The following is a 15,709-nucleotide window of genomic DNA, read 5'->3' on the forward strand; positions in this document are numbered from 1 at the left end:
TCATGGCGAAGCGCGGACGGCTGCGGGTGCTGCTCGGCGCCGCCCCTGGCGTTGGCAAGACATTCGCGATGCTGCACGAGGGCAGGCGGATGCGCGAAGCCGGACAGGATGTCGTCGTCGCGGTGGTCGAGACCCACGGCCGGGCCGCGACGGCTGCCGCAGCAGACGGGCTCGAGGTGCTGCAGCGTGCGGAGTCCCTGCACCGCGGCGTGACGCTCTCGGAGATGGACGTGGACGCCGTGCTCGAGCGCAGCCCCGAGATCGCCCTCGTCGACGAGCTCGCCCACACGAACGCCCCCGGCTCGCGCAACGCCAAGCGCTGGGAGGACGTCGAGGAGCTCCTCGAGGCCGGCATCGACGTGCTCTCGACGGTGAACATCCAGCACGTCGAGTCGCTGGGCGACGTGGTCGAGCAGATCACGGGCGCACCGCAGCGGGAGACGATCCCCGACCAGGTGCTGCGTCGCGCCGACCAGGTGCAGGTGGTGGACCTCTCGCCCCAGGCGCTGCGCGATCGGCTCGCGGCTGGTCTCGTCTACCCGGCGGAGCGTGTCGACGCCGCGCTCTCCAACTACTTCCGCCTCGGCAACCTCACGGCGCTGCGGGAGCTGGCGCTGCTGTGGCTTGCCGACGAGGTCGACCAGTCCCTGCAGAGCTACCGCGCCGAGCAGGGCATCGACACCACGTGGGAGGCGCGCGAGCGAGTCGTCGTGACGATCACCGGCGGCGCGGAGGGCGAGACGCTGCTGCGCCGCGGCGCCCGCATCGCCGCGAGGTCGGGCAGCGGGGAGCTGCTTGCTTTGCATGTCACGAGCCAGGACGGTCTTCGCGCCGGTGACCCAGCGCACCTCGCGCGCCAGCGGGCGCTCGTCGAAGAGCTCGGCGGAACGTACCACCAGGTCGTCGGCGAGGATGTCCCGGCGGCGCTCATCGAGTTCGCGCGCTCGGTCAACGCGACCCAGCTGGTCATCGGCGTGAGTCGGCGGAATCGCCTGGCTGCGCTGCTCACGGGGCCGAGCGTCGGGAGCGCGGTGACCCGCGAGGCGGGCAGCATCGACGTGCACATCGTGAACCACGCGCGAGCCGGCGGCGGCGTGAGGCTGCCCCGGCTCGGCGGTGCGCTCACGATGCGTCGCCGCATCGCGGGGCTGGCGCTCGCCCTGGTCGCTGGACCACTGCTGACCTGGCTCCTGGCCTCGCTCGGCAGCGTCGACTCGTTCACGACGCACGCGCTCAGCTACCAGCTCCTCGTCGTCACGGTCGCCCTCATCGGCGGGCTGTGGCCCGCGCTCTTCGCTGCCGTGCTCTCGGGGGTCACGCTCGACTTCTTCTTCGTCGCCCCGTTCGGCACGGTCCTCATCACCGAGCCGAGCCACCTCGTCGCGATCGTCCTCTACATCGTCATCGCGACGCTCGTGAGCCTCGTCGTCGACCGGGCGGCCAGGAGGACGCGCGAGGCGAGGAGGGCCGCCGCGGAGTCGCAGCTGCTGCAGACGGTTGCAGGCAGCGTGCTGCGCGGGCAGAGCGCCCTGCAGGCGCTGGTCGAGCGGACACGGGAGGCGTTCGGGCTCGCGGGTGTGCGACTCGTTGATGCGCGACGCGATGCCAGTGGGGCTGACCCGCTTGTGCTCGCGAGCTGCGGAGAGCCGGTGCGCGGGAACCGCCACGCGGTCATCCCGGTGAGCGCGGGGACGTCGGACGGGGCTGGCGCGCGACTCGAGCTGCACGGGCGCGAGCTCGATGCCTCTGAGCGTCGCCTCCTGACGGTCATCGTCGCCCAGCTCGGTGCGGCCCTGGAGCACAGCGACCTGCGGGTCGCGGCAGACGAGGTGGCCCCGCTCGCCGCCTCCGACAAGGTCAGACGGGCCCTCCTGTCCGCCCTCAGCCACGACCTGAGGCGGCCCCTCGCCTCGGCGACGGCGGCCGTCAGCGGCCTGCGTTCGGCGGGCGAGGAACTCGCGGCAGCCGACCGCGACGAGCTCCTCGAGACCGCGGACGAGAGCCTCGGAACGCTCGCCGCTCTCGTCACCGACCTCCTCGACGTGAGTCGACTGCAGTCCGGGGGCCTCGCCGTGTCGATCATGCCGACCGACCCCGCCGACGTGATCGTGCCCGCGCTCGACGAGCTGCAGCTCGGCCCGGACGACGTGGAGCTGGCGCTCGACTCGAGCGCCGCATCCGTCGCCGCCGACCCGGCCCTCCTGCAGCGGGTGCTCGTGAACCTCCTCGCCAACGCGGTCCGGCACTCGCCACTGAACCGCCGCGTGCGGCTCGCGACGAGCGAGTTCGGCGGGAGCGTGCAGATCAGGATCATCGACCGGGGGCCCGGAATCCCCGCCGAACGCCGCGACGACGTGTTCGTGCCCTTCCAGCGCCTCGGCGACACCGACAACTCGACGGGCCTCGGGCTCGGCCTCGCCATCTCGAAGGGATTCGTGGAGGGAATGCACGGCACACTGGTGCCGGAGGACACCCCGGGCGGAGGGCTCACGATGGTCGTGACGCTGCCGGTCACCGGGAACCCGCCCGAGCAGATCCAGGGAGATCGCGCATGAAAATCCTGATCGCCGACGACGACCCACAGCTGCTGCGTGCGCTGCGCATCACCCTCACCGCCAAGGGGTACGAGGTGCTCGTCGCCCGCAACGGAACGGAGGCCGTCTCGATCGCGGCCGAGCGCCGCCCGGACCTGTACCTCCTCGACCTCGGGATGCCCGAGCTCGACGGGATCGAAGTGATCCAAGCCATCCGCGGCTGGTCGGACGCGCCGATCCTCGTCGTGTCCGGGCGCAGCGGGGCCGGCGACAAGGTGGATGCGCTCGATGCCGGCGCCGACGACTACGTCACGAAGCCGTTCTCCGTCGACGAGCTGCTCGCGCGCATCCGTGCCCTGTCTCGTCGGGTGCCGCAGGGCGACGCGGAACCTGTCGTCGCGTTCGGCGACGTGTCCGTCGACCTCGCCGCGAAGAGCGTCGTGCGCACGGGAGGGGGAGAGGCGGCGCACGTGCGCCTCACCCCGACGGAGTGGCAGGTGCTCGAGCTGCTCGTGCGCAACGCGGGGAGGCTCGTGACGAGGCAGATGCTGCTCACGAGCATCTGGGGCTCCGAGCATGTCACCGACACCGGATACCTCCGGCTGTACATGTCGCAGCTGCGCAAGAAGCTCGAACCGGTGCCGTCCGAGCCCCGCCACCTCCTCACGGAGGCCGGCATGGGCTATCGGCTGGTGCTGCGGCCGGACGGCCCCGCCTCGGCCTCGCTGTCCGAGAAGGGCTAGCTGTCCGAGGGGGCCGCTCGGCTCGCCTCCTCCGCGCTGGGGAATTCAATGCCTTCCGCGTCGATATCGCCGACGTCGTCTGGCCCGCCCGTGCCCGGCCGCACGTTCACCTTGTCGGTGTCGATGTCGCCGTCGAGGCGCCCGTCGACCTCGTCGACCCGTGCGGTGCCGGTCTCCTGCTTCGCCTGCGTCTCGGTCTCGCTTCCGGGGGAGTAGGCGGTGTCCTTCTCGAGCTGCTCGTCCGTGGAGAGGCTGTCTTCGTGATCGTGCATCTGGTGGCTCATCCCGCGAGCCTGTGGGCTCGTCCTGGGAAGCCGCGGGGGTCCGGATGCGTGGAGCCCGTGAGTCTCGACGCAGATGGCCCGCGTCGCCGGAGCGTCGCGGGCCACAGCATCAACCGGCTGGGTGGCCGGTGTCAGTCCTCTTCGGGCTCGAAGGTGGAGGCGTCCGGGTCGTAGCCGACGGCGACTCCATCGTCGGAATCGGGAATCGTCCCGTCTTCGCCGAGGCCGTTCGGCTTTTCTTCGCCGTCGGCGTCGTGGGAAATCTTCTGGTCGCTCATCGTTGGCCTTCCGGTCGGGATCTTCCTTGACTGGGCCGACGATAGCGCTCGCGGCTGGGGAGTTTGCGGGACGTGACGCGGCGGGGTGACGTCGGGGAGCGGTGGCTGCTACTCGGAGTCCCAGATCGCCGTCAGCGCGTTCATGATCTCCGTCTGCGACGTGCCTGAGCGCCGTGCTTCCTCGACGGCGGCCCGCAGCTTCGCGGTGACGGCACCGGGCAGTGTCGAAGGCTGGTCCGCGACCCGGGTTCCCGCGGCTCCGCGTGTGACGATCGTGCCCTCCGCCTCGAGCAGCCGGTAGGCCCGCGCCGCGGTGCCGAGGGCGACGCCGAAGTCCCTGGCGGTCTGGCGAACGGTCGGCAGTCGTTCACCCGCGCCGATCCGTCCCGCCAGGATCAGCCCCCGGAAGTGGGCCGCGACCTGCTCCGACGTGCCCTCGCTCATTGTCGTCCCCGACCGGTCCGGTGCGTGAAGCCGACGAGCAGGAGCAGCGTGAGGCCGACGCCGCGGAGCAGGCGGCCGCCCCATGTGAGCACCGGCTCGAAGGCGGCCATGCTCGTGCCCCAGGAGTAGTCGGGCGCGGTCAGCTGCGCACCGGCCGCGCCTCCCATCCGGAGCGCGCAGCTGCCGAGCACGAAGACGAGGATCCCGATCGAGAACCAGAGGACGCGTGTTGCGAGCGCCCGACGTGCTTGGCTCTCCCACTCGACGCTCTTCGGCTCGAGGAAGGTGCGCGTCGCATTGGCGTGCAGTGCGAACGCGGTTGCCGCGACGAGGGCGACCGCCGCGATCGCTGCCGGGACGCCATACGCCCACCCGTAGAAGCGCCCCGACGCAGCAGAGAACTGCCCACCCGTCTCGATGACGAACAGTGTGTGGCGGCCGTCCTCGTCCGCGCTCGAGATCGAGCCCGCGAACACGGTCAGGAGGAGAAGCGCAGCGAGAGCCGCGGCGAGGGTCGCGAGCCCGCGACCCGGGGCGTAGGTCCGCAAACCGCGCGGCCCGGAAGGTGGAACCGCAGCGCGAGGCGTGCTGCGGAACAGGGCGAGGATCAGAGCGACCACGATGAGGGCGAGGCTGCCGACGATGAGCTCTCGAGAGAAGTCGTGCCAGCGGAAGTCGAACGGGTCCGAGTTGAGCGTGAGCCAGCCGGGCAGCATGCCCTCGACGAAGGGTGCAAACGCGACGAGGGCGGCCAGCATGGCGGCGACGCCGAGGGTCAGGCTGGCCAGTGCATCCGGGCGTGAGCGCAGCAGACCCGGGCTCGCTGTCGGGACGTGCACTCGAGAGCGCACCCACGGGGCGAAGCTCAGTCCGAGGGCGAGCACTGCCGCCGGCACGAATGTGACCAGGTCGAACATCAGGATCAAGAACAGCGGGCTCATCTGCGCCTCCTTTGGCAGTCGTCAACCTCTTGTTACTCTTCGAGGGTACAAGATTTTGTACCTGCTCGGCGGTACAAGTGCTGAGGTTGGAGGCGTCGGCGGTTTGCTTGGGTCAGAGTCCGAGCAGCAAGGAGGTGGCGATGCCAGCCATCACGACAGCGATGATGGCGTCGAGGATGCGCCACGCGGCGGGGCGCGCGAAGATCGGCTGCAGGAGCCTGGCCCCGTATCCCAGGGCTGTGAACCAGACGATGCTGCCGAGTGCCGCCCCCGCGCCGAAGAGCCAGCGCGCATCGCCGTGGGTGTTCGCGACGGACCCGAGCAGGACCACCGTGTCCAGGTAGACGTGCGGGTTCAGCCAGGTGAGTGCGAGCGCCGTGAGCAGCGTCGGGACCAGGCCGGCCGAGGCGCGTGGTTCGTCCGCATCCAGGGCCTTCGGTCTGAGGGCGCGGCGGGCCGCGAGCACCGCGTAGCCGAGGAGGAACGCGGCGCCCCCGATGCGGACCACGGTCGTCAGCCAGGGGAGCGCAGTGAAGACGATGCCGGCGCCCCCGATTCCGAGCAGGATGAGGATCGCGTCGGAGAGGGCGCACACGGCGACCACGGCGAGGACATGCCTGCGGAGCAGTCCCTGGCGCAGCACGAACGCGTTCTGTGCGCCGATCGCGACGATGAGCGACAGGCCGAAGCCGAAGCCAGCGAGCAGGGGGAGCAGATCCGGGGTCATGCTGTGACCGTATTCATGCCCGCAGTGATGGTCCAGCTCATGTTTCTTGTGAATCATTAGCATTGCTTCATGCCTGATTCCCCGCACGCGTTCGACCCGCAGCGCCTCGCGGCGCTTCGATCCGCCGTCGAGACGGGCACCTTCGAGGCGGCCGCCCGGGAGCTGCGCGTCACGCCCTCGGCGATCAGCCAGCGCATCAAGTCTTTGGAAAGCGAGACCGGGCGCGTGCTGCTCCAACGCAGCAAGCCGGTCGTGCCGACCGAATCGGGCGAGGTCCTCCTCCGCCTCGCGCGGCAGGTGGATGCGCTCGGCAGGGAGGCCTCGAACGTTCTCGGGCGAGTGGGTGGAGCATCCGGCGCCACTCCTGGAGCCGCGGAGGAGCCGCCCTCGCTCGAGCGGCTGCCGATCGCCGTCAACGCCGACTCGCTGGCGACCTGGCTGCTCCCCGCCCTCGCGCCGTTGGCTGGAGAGATCGCCTTCGACCTGCACCGAGCCGACGAGGCGCACACCACGGACCTCCTCAGACGGGGCGCCGTGACCGCCGCGATCACCGCCGACCCGGTCCCCGTGCAGGGCTGCACCTCCGCGCTCCTCGGAGAGATGCGCTACACGCCGATGGCATCGCCGGACTTCGTGGAACGCTGGTTCACGGGGAGCGCTCGGAACTCGGGAGGGGTGCTCGCGCACGCGCCCGTTGTGGTCTTCGACCGAGCCGACAGGCTCCAGGAGCGCTACCTGCGCGGGGTCGGCGTCGACCCGGCGGGCCCGCCCTGCCATTTCGTGCCGTCCTCCGCGGACTTCGTGCGGGCCATTCGCCTCGGCTTCGGCTGGGGCCTGGTGCCGGACCTCCAGGGAGGCGACGATGCCTCGCTCGTCGAGATCGACCCCGGAGCGTCGATCTCGGTGCCCCTGTTCTGGCAGCAATGGCAGCTGCATACGGAGGCCCTCGGCAGGACCGCGTCGGCGGTCTTCGCCGCCGCCGCTCGCGGCCTCTGACCTGGAATGGCTACCAACAGTGCGCTTTTGCCGAGCAGAGTGCAACCCCCAATAAGTTTCCCGGCGTTCATCTAGTCTCAGCCGGGTTCGCATTCACGCGGGCGCCCGCCCCCGCGGCACCAGGAGGTCCCCATGGGAAGCACACCCGTTCGCAGTACTCGTCACCTCAGATCTCGACGCAAGCAGCTCCTCCTCCTTGCGGGTTCGACGGTCGCCGTCGCGGGTCTCTTCCCGGTCCTGCTCGGCTCCCAGTCGGCCCAGGCCATCGGCACGGCGCCCGACCTCGGCACCGCCGCCAGTTACTCGGTGCTCGGCGGGCAGTCGGTGACGAACACGGGCCCAAGCGTGCTCGATGGCGACCTCGGAGTGAACCCCGGGACGGCGATCAGCGGGTTCCCGCCCGGCATCGTGCTCGGCGACGTGCACGCCACGGACGCCAACTCCCTGCAGGCCCAGGCGGATGTGACCACCGCGTACAACGCGCTCGAAGGTCAGGCCGCCGACGCGCCCATCAGCGCCGACCTCGGCGGACAGACGCTCACGGCCGGCGTGTACGAGGCTTCGAGCACCGCGGGCATCACCGGGACGCTCTCCCTCGACGCGGAAGGCGATCCCGACGCGGTCTTCATCTTCCAGATCGGCTCCGCGCTGACCACCGCACCCGACAGCACCGTCGCGCTCCTCAACGGCGCACAGGCGTGCAACGTGTTCTGGCAGATCGGCAGCTCCGCCACGCTGGACACCGACACGACCTTCGTCGGCTCGATCCTCGCCCTCACCTCGATCACCGTGAACGAGGGATCGACCGTCGACGGACGTGCGCTCGCCAGGAACGGCTCGGTCACCCTCGACACGAACACCTTCACGACCAGTGAATGCGTCACTGTCACGCCGACGGAGACGACGACGCCGACGGAGACGACGACGCCGACGGAGACGACGACGCCGACGGAGACGACGACGCCGACGGAGACGACGACGCCGACGGAGACGACGACGCCGACCGAGACGACGACGCCGACGCCGACCGTGACGGTCACGCCGACGGAGACGACGACGCCGACCGAGACGACGACGCCGACGGAGACGACGACGCCGACCGTGACGGTCACGCCGACGGAGACGACGACGCCGACGCCGACCGAGACGACGACGCCGACGGAGACGACGACGCCGACCGTGACGGTCACGCCGACGGAGACGACGACGCCGACCGAGACGACGACGCCGACGGAGACGACCACGCCGACCACGACCGTGACGCCGACGGAGACGGCGACGGCGACGCCGACCGTGACCGTGACGCCGACAGCGTCAGTCACCCCGACGACGACAGCGTCGGTCACGCCGACGACGACGGCCCCCGCAGCCGTTCCCGTGAAGCCCGGAGCCACCGGCTCGCCTGACCTGGCGACCACCGGTGCTCAGGATGCGGGTCCCTGGCTCATCGGAGGGCTCGCCGTGCTCATCGCCGGCGGCGCGCTGCTGATCGCCAGCCTGCGTCGACGCAACTCGCACGAGGTCTGAGCCCGCGCGACTGCGACTGAACTGAACTGAACTGAACTGAGCAGGCCTCGGCAGGTGCCAACCGCACCGGCCGGGGCCTTCTCGGCGTCCGCCTCCCGTCACCGTGCATTCACCGCACGTTCTTGTGAGGCCGCAGCAGGGTACCGCCTAGGCAAAGCACAGGTTCTCCCATCCCGAACCCCGCCGGCATCCCGCTCTCACTCCAAAACGAACTGCTCCAGGACGATCTTGATCGCCTCCGCGTCCACGCCGACGCTGAGGTGCAGAGAAGGCCGGGCGAGGATCCTTTTGAACGCGACCCGGACTCTGCCGGCCTCTTTACTGGTGACGTTCTCCCCGACCCGGTCACCTCGGGTGACGAGGGAGGCGAGGATCGACAGGTCGTTGAGGTGGCGTTCTTGCTTAGTGCCCTCGCCGATCAGCATTGCGGACGCCTTCGCGGTGATGGCCCCCTGAAGCGTGGGTCGGCGGACGGTGCCAGTGACGCCCGCGACGGCGACCTCAATCACCTCGGAGCGATCCAAAGCGCCTTGGCCACCAGGTGCGGCGATGGTGCGGCCGCCCGTGACTCCGGTGCGATTGTCGGCGCGCTCCCCCAAGAACCGCGGAATGAGGACATCGATCTGCGCCGCACCCTTCACCCAACGATGCTGCACACCTTTCATGCCTTCGAGGATCGACGGCGACTCGCCTGCGGACTTGTAGCCAAGGTCGGTGAGAGTCTTGGTGAAGTCGAAGAGCATGGTCGGATGGGCCCGGATGTCGAGGATGGCGTCCGCGTCTTGCGTGGGCCGAGGCGGGTCCGCCTCGCGCTCCCAGCAGAGCGAGTGGACCATCTGCCCGCCGACGAGCGCCCAGCCCTTTGGGTGCGCCTTGTAGACCTCGAAGAGCGCGTGCCACGCCTCGGCCTGGGTGGGAGTCATGGCTGGGGCGGTGATGGTCAATCGTCGACCTTTCGGAGGAGTTCGGCGACGCGGGATCGCTCGCGGACGCCGTCATGGTGTGCGAGGTCTACGAGGAGCAGCCCGAGAGGCAGGGGTGACGGCGGTTTCTCGTCGGTGAGGTGCAAGAGAACATTGGGCCTCTCGGATGGCCGGAGCAGGTACTCGCGGCGGATCGCGGCGGCATCATCCTTGGCGACCCGGGCTTCGAGCTGGCCCGCGGCGGCGATCTCGGCGCGCGGATCGCTGAACCCGGACTTGACGATGCGCTCGTCGGCGGCGAGGTCGGCGAGGTCACTGGCAGCCACCTGGAGCTTCAGGGGTGCCTCTTCGCGGATCCAAGCGCCAAGGATGCGGTCCGGATCGGGGCTGTGCATGAGTTCGTTGCGGTAGCGGCGGAGTCGTGCGCGTTCGGATGTCGAGAGCCCCTCAGGGGCATCTCCGGAGAGGATCGCGAGGAGGTTCGCGCGCATCCGGTTGGCCAGCGGGCGAGAGGCTGCGGGGCGGTGTGCGGAGGACTGATCGATGAGCCACTGCCTACCCACCTGGCGGGCCGGGATGGTGCCTTGCTCGATGAGTGCGCGCACGCGGCGAGGGGACACCCCCTCACGTTTGGCAAACTCGGCAACGCTCTCTTCTGGCATGTACACAAGCGTACCGGCAGCGGTAGGGATGTGTACATGGGTGCGGCTGCTGGGCGTGCCTAAGCCGCCGCGGCGACTGCGGCGAGCACGACGGGGTCTTCGCATCCGCGTGCGAATCCGCGGATGCGGCGGTCGATGTCGCGCTGCAGCACGAACTTCCCGATGCGCTCCGCGACCGGGGCGAGCCACTTCGGCTTGCAGGCGAAGTTGTAGCGCCATACCGCGAGTGTGCGGGCCTCACCGTCGCCCTCGGCGCCCGGGGCGGGTGTGAACCGCCAGCCCCCGCCGAGGCGCTCGAAGAACCAGGAGCCCTTCGTCATCTTCATGCCAACATTCGTCGGCGGGGCGTAGGAGACGTACTCGCTGATCATCCGGAAGCCGAGCCGCTGCACGGTGGCGGTGCGCACCCCCTTCGCGGGGAGCGTCGCCCCGTCGAGGAAGTGCTGACGACGGATGAACGGGTCCCAGCGCATCCGCACCTCACCGGTGGTCTGGGATACGGCGAACGCCGTCGCAGGATCGACGTGGACGATGCAGCGGGACTCGACGACGGGCATGCCCCATCGTGACACGCGCGTTCCCGAGAGGCGTCCGCGAGGTTCGACATGATGGGGTGATGGACAGCGCCTTCGAGGAACTCATCGCCGAGGCCGAGGCCGCCAGCGTCGATGGCTGGGACTTCTCCTGGCTCGATGGACGGGCCAGCGAGGAACGGCCCAGCTGGGGCTACGCGCGCCTCCTCGGCGAGCGGATGGGGCGTGCGCAGGCGTCCCTCGACATTCAGACGGGCGGGGGCGAGGTCCTGGCGCTGTCGCCCGTCATGCCGCCGTTGGCTGTCGCGACGGAGTCCTTTCCGCCGAACGTCGCGAAGGCGACTCGGCTGCTGCATCCGAGGGGCGTTGCCGTCGTCGCCGACCCCGACGAGCCGCCGCTGCCGTTCGCAAGCTGCGCCTTCGATCTCGTGACGAGCCGCCACCCGGCGACGGTTTGGTGGGTGGAGATCGCACGCGTGCTGCGCCCCGGCGGCACCTACCTCGCGCAACACGTCGGCCCCGCCAGCGTCTTCGAGCTCATCGAGTACTTCCTCGGCCCTCAGCCGCAGGCGCGTCTCGAGCGGCGCGCGGACGATGAGGCGAGGGCTGCGGTCGCGGCCGGACTCGACATCGTCGACCTCCGCGAGGAGCGGCTCCGCATCGAGATCAGAGATGTTGGGGCAGTCGTCTACCTGCTGCGGAAGGTCATCTGGTGGGTTCCCGGCTTCAGCGTCGACGCCTATCGGACCCGCCTGCGAGAGCTGCACGAGCTCATCCAGCGCGAGGGGGCGTTCGTCGCGCACTCCACTCGACACCTCATCGAAGCCAAGCGGCCCGACTGAAGATCCCGGCTGCGCCCCTGAACCCCGCTCCCCAGGTTCGCGGAGGATCGCGTGCTTGCCTGAGACGCGAGAACTCCGCAAGCGAACAGGCGGGAGCCCCCATGGAAGACAAGCGACGCCGCGACGCGCGCCCCGGAAGCTCAGGCGCCGGTGACCCCGTTGGGGACCCGGGCGAGCGGAGCGGGCGTGAAGAGAAATCCGGTGCCGAGACGGCTGGCGAGAAGGGCGACCTGCTCGGCGCGGTCGGCAAGCTCGCCAACGTGTTCGCGTTCGGGAAGCTCCCGGACGCGTCAGCCGCCGCCTCGACCGCCGACGGGACGCCGTCGGCGGACACCGACGATGACGGGACCGGCGGCACGGGTGGAGCGAGGCGCGCCCCGTAGCCGCCCCTCGGGCCGACGATCAGTCGATGACGAAGAGCTTGGCGCCGGTCGCCGTGCTGGAGCGGTGCGCTTCTATGCCGGTGCCGACCTGGTAGCTCTGGCCCGCCTCCAGCGTGACGCGGCGGCCGTCGTCGAGCTCGGTCTCGAGGCTCCCCTCGAGCACGAGGAGCACGTGCCCGCGGGAGCACCAGTGATCGGCGAGATAGCCCGGCGAGTACTCGACCTGGCGGATGCGCGTGTCACCGATCTGCTGCGTCCGCCAGGTGGCGCCGCCGGTCTCGCCGGAGTGCTGCGTCGGCGCTACTGCCGCCCAGTCGGTGGTCGTGAAGGCGTGCCCGATGAGGTCCATCCCCCGACGATAGCTCCCCGGCGAATGCCGGCGAGACCGCCGCGGCTCACACGGAACCGCTGAGCTCCCGGGTGCGCATCGCCTCTGCCGTGATCTCCAGCGAACGGACGCGATCGGCGCTTTCCAGCGAGCCGTGCCCGATGATGAGCTCGTCGGCGCCGGTCGCCTCCGCGAACTCGGTGAGGTAGTCGCGCACCTCCTGCCCGGTTCCCACCGCCGTGTACCGCATCATGTTCGCGATCTGCTGCCCCTGCGGGCTCGCGATGATCTGGTCCATCTGCTCATCGCTGAAATCGGAGTTCGGCCCGCGCAGCAGGATGCTGCGAAGTCTGGAGCGCCGGGAGCGGGTGAACTGCTCCTGCGCATCCGCCGAATCGAGGGCCGCGACGACGTTGACCCCCACGATGAGGTGGGGCGCCGCGAGCTGCTCGGAGGGCTGGAACTGCTCGCGGTACAGGGCGACGGCCTGGAACAGCTGGTCCGGGGCGAAGTGCGACGCGAACGCGTACGGCAGGCCGAGCTGCGCGGCGAGCTGCGCGCCGAAGAGGCTCGAGCCGAGGATGTAGAGGGGCACCTCGGTGCCACCGCCCGGCACCGCCTGCACGCCGGGGATGGTCGACTGGCCGCGCAGGAACGCCTGCAGCTCCAGAACATCCTGCGGGAACTCGTTGGCGGAGGCCGGGGAACGCCGCAGCGCTCGGAACGTCGCCTGGTCGCTCCCTGGCGCGCGCCCGAGGCCCAGGTCGATGCGGTCCGGGTAGAGCGTCGCGAGGGTGCCGAACTGCTCCGCGATGACCAGCGGGGAGTGGTTCGGGAGCATGACGCCACCCGCGCCCAGCCGGATCGTGGAGGTCTGCGAGGCGATGTGCCCGATGAGCACGCTCGTTGCGCTCGACGCGATCGTCGGCATGTTGTGGTGCTCGGCGTACCAGACACGGCGGTAGCCGGAGCGCTCGGCAGCCTGGGCGAGCTCGACGCTCGCCTGGAAGCTCTCCCTGACGGTCTGGCCAGGGGCGATGGGAGCGAGGTCGAGGATTGAGAGAGGAACAGTCACCCTGGATGCAACCGCCGAGAGGCGTCAGGTGTTCCCGGCGGGTCCGAGTCGTCTCGTCGGCCGTGCCTGAACTCCCGCACCGCTCTACGTCTATTCGTCGCCCGTGTAGAAGGCCGCGGTGCGCGTCGCCGACTCGTGGGCGTCGTCGGGGTCGGCGCCCGCGCTCAGATGCGCGATGCACCAGCGGTCAGCCGCGGAGGCGACGAACCGCCTGCCGCCGTCGGAGTCGTTGAAGGCGGACATGGTCGCGTGGACGTCCGCGTCCTCGTCGGCGAGGGCGATCGCCAGGGCGAGGAGAGCTCCGTCCCAGCCGATGCCGGTGGCAGCTGGCCCGTACTGGGCCCAGTGCTCGTTGTCTGCCACGACGTGTCGGAGCGTGAGGCGCGTCCCGTGCCCCGCTGGCTCGAGGGCGAGGCTGACGCGGCTCACGTCGCCGTCGTACTCCCACGTCAGATGCATGAGGGCGTTCGCCTCGCAGCGCTCGATGGTTCCGGAGGTGCCGCTGTCGGTCAGCCGGTACCTGCCGCCCTGCCGGAGTTCGCCTTCGGCGGGCTCGAACCAGCGGGCCAGACCCTCCGGGGTCGTGCACAGGCCCCAGATGTTCTCTGGTGGATTCGCGAAGTCGCGCTCGAGCGTCACCACGTGGCTCGTGCCATCCCGCGCGACGCTGCGCGTGACGTTCTCGAGGCTCTCGGTCGACGCTCCGGCGGGGGACACCGGTTTCGTTTCCATGCGACCAGCGTGCCCGCGGATGTTGTGGAATCGCGCAGACCCGGGGCGACCCGGGTATCGGCGTCCTGGATTGTCGGTGCCCTGCCCCACAATGAACGGATGCACATCCTCGTCACGTCGCTCGCGCGCGGCTTCGCGCTCGAAGACCGGCGAGGCCCCGCCGATGGCGACGAGGCGTCGGCGCCCGTCACCGTTCCCGACGCGATCGCCCTCGCGCAGCTCGTGTCCGAACGTGAGCGGTCTGCGCCGCCGTCCGATCCCATCCGGTGGGTGTGGAACAGCCAGGACATCGTGCCGCGACTTCTCGCCCACGGCGTGCGGGTGGGGCGCTGCCACGATCTGCGCCTTGCCGGGCGCATCCTCATCACGGCCGGCTACCTCGACGCTCGATTCGACGTCGCGGATGCTCGTGGGGGCTCGCACCCCGGCGAGGGCCTCTTCGATCTCGACGCCGAGAACCCGGGAACACCCGAGGCGACGCGGCGGCTCTTCGACGCCCAGCTCGCCGGGCTGGAGGCGTCGGATCAGGAAGCGGATCGGAAGGGCGCCCTCGCGTTCCTCGTCGGCGTCGAGAGCGCTGGAGCCCTCGTCGCGGCCGAGCTTCGGGCAGCGGGCATGCCGTTCAGTGTCGAACGCCACGAGGGCGTGCTCGTCGAGGCGCTCGGCGCGAGGGGCACGGGTGGCCGACCGGCGAAGCTCGAGGCGGCGGCCTCAGCTGTTCGAGCTGCGCTCGGGGAGGCGACGCTCAACGTCGACTCGCCAAAAGACCTCCTCGCTGCACTGCGCCGGGCGGGGCTCGATGTGGCCAGCACCAGCAAGTGGGAACTCGTCGGCAAATCGCATCCGGTCGTCGATGCGCTGCTGCACTACAAGCGTCTGCATCGGCTCTTCACGGCGAACGGCTGGACGTGGCGCGAGGAGTGGATCCACGGTGGGCGGTTCCGCCCCGACTATGTGCCGGGCGGCGTAGTGACCGGGCGCTGGGCGACGAGCGGCGGCGGAGCGATGCAGCTCCCGAAGGAGATCCGCAGCGCCGTGGTCGCCGACACCGGCTGGAAGCTCGTCGTCGCGGACGCGGCCCAGCTCGAACCGAGGATCCTCGCGGCTATGTCGGGGGATGAGGCCATGGCGCGGGCGGGCGCGCAGCGCGACATGTACGCGGCATTCGTCGACCGCGGCGTGGTGCCTGACCGCGATAGCGCCAAGGTCGCGATGCTCGGGGCCATGTACGGCGCGACGACGGGCCAGAGCGCCGTCCTCCTGCCGGGTCTCGAGCGGGCGTTCCCGCACGCCATGGGGCTTGTCGCCTCGGCGGCGCGTTCCGGTGAGCGGGGGCAGCAGGTGCAGACCTGGCTCGGTCGCACGTCTCCGTGGCCGCCCGCTGAGTTCTCGCCTCGCGACTTCGGCCGCTTCACACGGAACTTCATCGTGCAGGGCACGGCAGCCGAATGGGCGCTCACGTGGATGGCGGGTATCCGGCAGCGCCTCGCGGCCCTCGGCTCGGGAACGGGCGACCCGCGGGGCACCGGCTCGGTCGCGGATGCGCCGCTCGAGCGCACGGCGCACCTCGCCTACTTCCTGCACGACGAGGTGGTCGTGCACTCGCCAGCCGAGCACGCGGAGCGCGCCGCCGCGGAGGTCATCGCGGCCGCCGCAGAGGCAGGGCGCTTCCTGTTCGCCGGCAGCCAGGTCACGTTCCCCGTCGTCGCGCACGTCGTGGACAGCTACGGAGAAGCGAAGTAGGCGCGGCTTCGGTG

General features: G+C 70.4%; 18 protein-coding genes. 7 read left to right on the plus strand and 11 right to left on the minus strand.

The features are described 5' to 3' along the window. Nucleotides 1-2: 2 nt before the first annotated feature. On the plus strand, nucleotides 3-2,555 hold the full coding sequence (locus tag C5E07_RS00595; RefSeq protein WP_104298025.1) for an ATP-binding protein: 2,553 nt from the start codon (nucleotides 3-5) through the stop codon (nucleotides 2,553-2,555). Next, the gene (locus tag C5E07_RS00600) at nucleotides 2,552-3,277 is read left to right on the plus strand and encodes a response regulator (protein WP_104298026.1); all 726 of its coding nucleotides are present in this window, start codon (nucleotides 2,552-2,554) and stop codon (nucleotides 3,275-3,277) included. Before C5E07_RS00595 ends, C5E07_RS00600 begins: the two co-directional genes overlap by 4 nt. Here C5E07_RS00600 and C5E07_RS00605 read toward each other — a convergent pair. From C5E07_RS00605 to C5E07_RS00620, 5 genes are all read right to left on the minus strand, one after another. After that, a complete protein-coding gene (locus tag C5E07_RS00605; protein WP_104240052.1) occupies nucleotides 3,274-3,561 on the minus strand; it encodes a hypothetical protein in 288 nt (95 codons plus the stop codon). The two genes, C5E07_RS00600 and C5E07_RS00605, sit on opposite strands and share 4 nt — an antisense overlap. A 131-nt stretch (nucleotides 3,562-3,692) precedes the next feature. Next, complete coding sequence (locus C5E07_RS19320) at nucleotides 3,693-3,839, minus strand: hypothetical protein (protein WP_181057671.1); 147 nt, start codon at nucleotides 3,837-3,839, stop codon at nucleotides 3,693-3,695. A 108-nt stretch (nucleotides 3,840-3,947) separates the two neighbouring features. Continuing rightward, nucleotides 3,948-4,283 carry a GntR family transcriptional regulator gene (locus C5E07_RS00610; protein WP_104240053.1) on the minus strand — a complete coding sequence of 112 codons (336 nt, stop codon included), beginning with the start codon at nucleotides 4,281-4,283 and terminating at the stop codon, nucleotides 3,948-3,950. Then, the gene (locus C5E07_RS00615) at nucleotides 4,280-5,224 is read right to left on the minus strand and encodes a hypothetical protein (RefSeq protein WP_104298027.1); all 945 of its coding nucleotides are present in this window, start codon (nucleotides 5,222-5,224) and stop codon (nucleotides 4,280-4,282) included. The genes C5E07_RS00610 and C5E07_RS00615 overlap by 4 nt, the downstream gene beginning before the upstream one ends. Before the next feature lie 112 nt (nucleotides 5,225-5,336). Next, nucleotides 5,337-5,951 (minus strand): LysE/ArgO family amino acid transporter, encoded by a 615-nt coding sequence (locus C5E07_RS00620; protein WP_104298028.1) that lies wholly within the window; start codon nucleotides 5,949-5,951, stop codon nucleotides 5,337-5,339. Nucleotides 5,952-6,020: 69 nt separating this feature from the next. On the opposite strand from C5E07_RS00620, the gene C5E07_RS00625 reads away from it, so the two are divergent. Then, nucleotides 6,021-6,947: a LysR family transcriptional regulator ArgP gene (locus C5E07_RS00625; RefSeq protein ID WP_104298029.1), complete on the plus strand. Its 927-nt coding sequence runs from the start codon at nucleotides 6,021-6,023 to the stop codon at nucleotides 6,945-6,947. 132 nt (nucleotides 6,948-7,079) lie between these two features. Continuing rightward, a complete protein-coding gene (locus tag C5E07_RS00630) occupies nucleotides 7,080-8,474 on the plus strand; it encodes an ice-binding family protein (RefSeq protein ID WP_104298030.1) in 1,395 nt (464 codons plus the stop codon). Between the two features lie 197 nt (nucleotides 8,475-8,671). Here C5E07_RS00630 and C5E07_RS00635 read toward each other — a convergent pair whose 3' ends face one another. From C5E07_RS00635 to C5E07_RS00645, 3 genes are read right to left on the minus strand one after another with little or no spacing between them, the layout of a single operon-like run. Beyond that, nucleotides 8,672-9,418, minus strand: coding sequence for a hypothetical protein (locus tag C5E07_RS00635; RefSeq protein ID WP_104298031.1), 747 nt, complete (start codon nucleotides 9,416-9,418; stop codon nucleotides 8,672-8,674). After that, on the minus strand, nucleotides 9,415-10,164 hold the full coding sequence (locus C5E07_RS00640) for a helix-turn-helix domain-containing protein (RefSeq protein ID WP_146080458.1): 750 nt from the start codon (nucleotides 10,162-10,164) through the stop codon (nucleotides 9,415-9,417). Before C5E07_RS00640 ends, C5E07_RS00635 begins: the two co-directional genes overlap by 4 nt. Beyond that, nucleotides 10,119-10,616: an SRPBCC family protein gene (locus C5E07_RS00645; RefSeq protein ID WP_104298032.1), complete on the minus strand. Its 498-nt coding sequence runs from the start codon at nucleotides 10,614-10,616 to the stop codon at nucleotides 10,119-10,121. Before C5E07_RS00645 ends, C5E07_RS00640 begins: the two co-directional genes overlap by 46 nt. 59 nt (nucleotides 10,617-10,675) lie before the next feature. Between C5E07_RS00645 and C5E07_RS00650 the strand changes: the two genes are divergently transcribed. Together C5E07_RS00650 and C5E07_RS00655 are read left to right on the plus strand one after the other, a co-directional pair. Next, nucleotides 10,676-11,434, plus strand: coding sequence for a methyltransferase domain-containing protein (locus tag C5E07_RS00650; protein ID WP_104298033.1), 759 nt, complete (start codon nucleotides 10,676-10,678; stop codon nucleotides 11,432-11,434). 101 nt (nucleotides 11,435-11,535) lie between these two features. After that, nucleotides 11,536-11,817 carry a hypothetical protein gene (locus C5E07_RS00655; protein ID WP_104298034.1) on the plus strand — a complete coding sequence of 94 codons (282 nt, stop codon included), beginning with the start codon at nucleotides 11,536-11,538 and terminating at the stop codon, nucleotides 11,815-11,817. Between the two features lie 19 nt (nucleotides 11,818-11,836). Here C5E07_RS00655 and C5E07_RS00660 read toward each other — a convergent pair whose 3' ends face one another. The 3 genes from C5E07_RS00660 to C5E07_RS00670 form a co-directional block, all read right to left on the minus strand. Further along, a complete protein-coding gene (locus C5E07_RS00660) occupies nucleotides 11,837-12,166 on the minus strand; it encodes a DHCW motif cupin fold protein (protein ID WP_104298035.1) in 330 nt (109 codons plus the stop codon). 46 nt (nucleotides 12,167-12,212) lie between these two features. After that, nucleotides 12,213-13,220: an LLM class flavin-dependent oxidoreductase gene (locus tag C5E07_RS00665; protein WP_104298036.1), complete on the minus strand. Its 1,008-nt coding sequence runs from the start codon at nucleotides 13,218-13,220 to the stop codon at nucleotides 12,213-12,215. 90 nt (nucleotides 13,221-13,310) lie between these two features. Continuing rightward, the gene (locus C5E07_RS00670; RefSeq protein WP_104298037.1) at nucleotides 13,311-13,952 is read right to left on the minus strand and encodes an SRPBCC domain-containing protein; all 642 of its coding nucleotides are present in this window, start codon (nucleotides 13,950-13,952) and stop codon (nucleotides 13,311-13,313) included. 99 nt (nucleotides 13,953-14,051) lie between these two features. Between C5E07_RS00670 and C5E07_RS00675 the strand changes: the two genes are divergently transcribed. Then, on the plus strand, nucleotides 14,052-15,695 hold the full coding sequence (locus tag C5E07_RS00675; RefSeq protein WP_104298038.1) for a bifunctional 3'-5' exonuclease/DNA polymerase: 1,644 nt from the start codon (nucleotides 14,052-14,054) through the stop codon (nucleotides 15,693-15,695). Nucleotides 15,696-15,709: the final 14 nt, after the last annotated feature.

The organism is Pseudoclavibacter sp. RFBJ3 (assembly GCF_002931375.1).
In the GTDB taxonomy this organism is placed as follows: domain Bacteria; phylum Actinomycetota; class Actinomycetes; order Actinomycetales; family Microbacteriaceae; genus Pseudoclavibacter.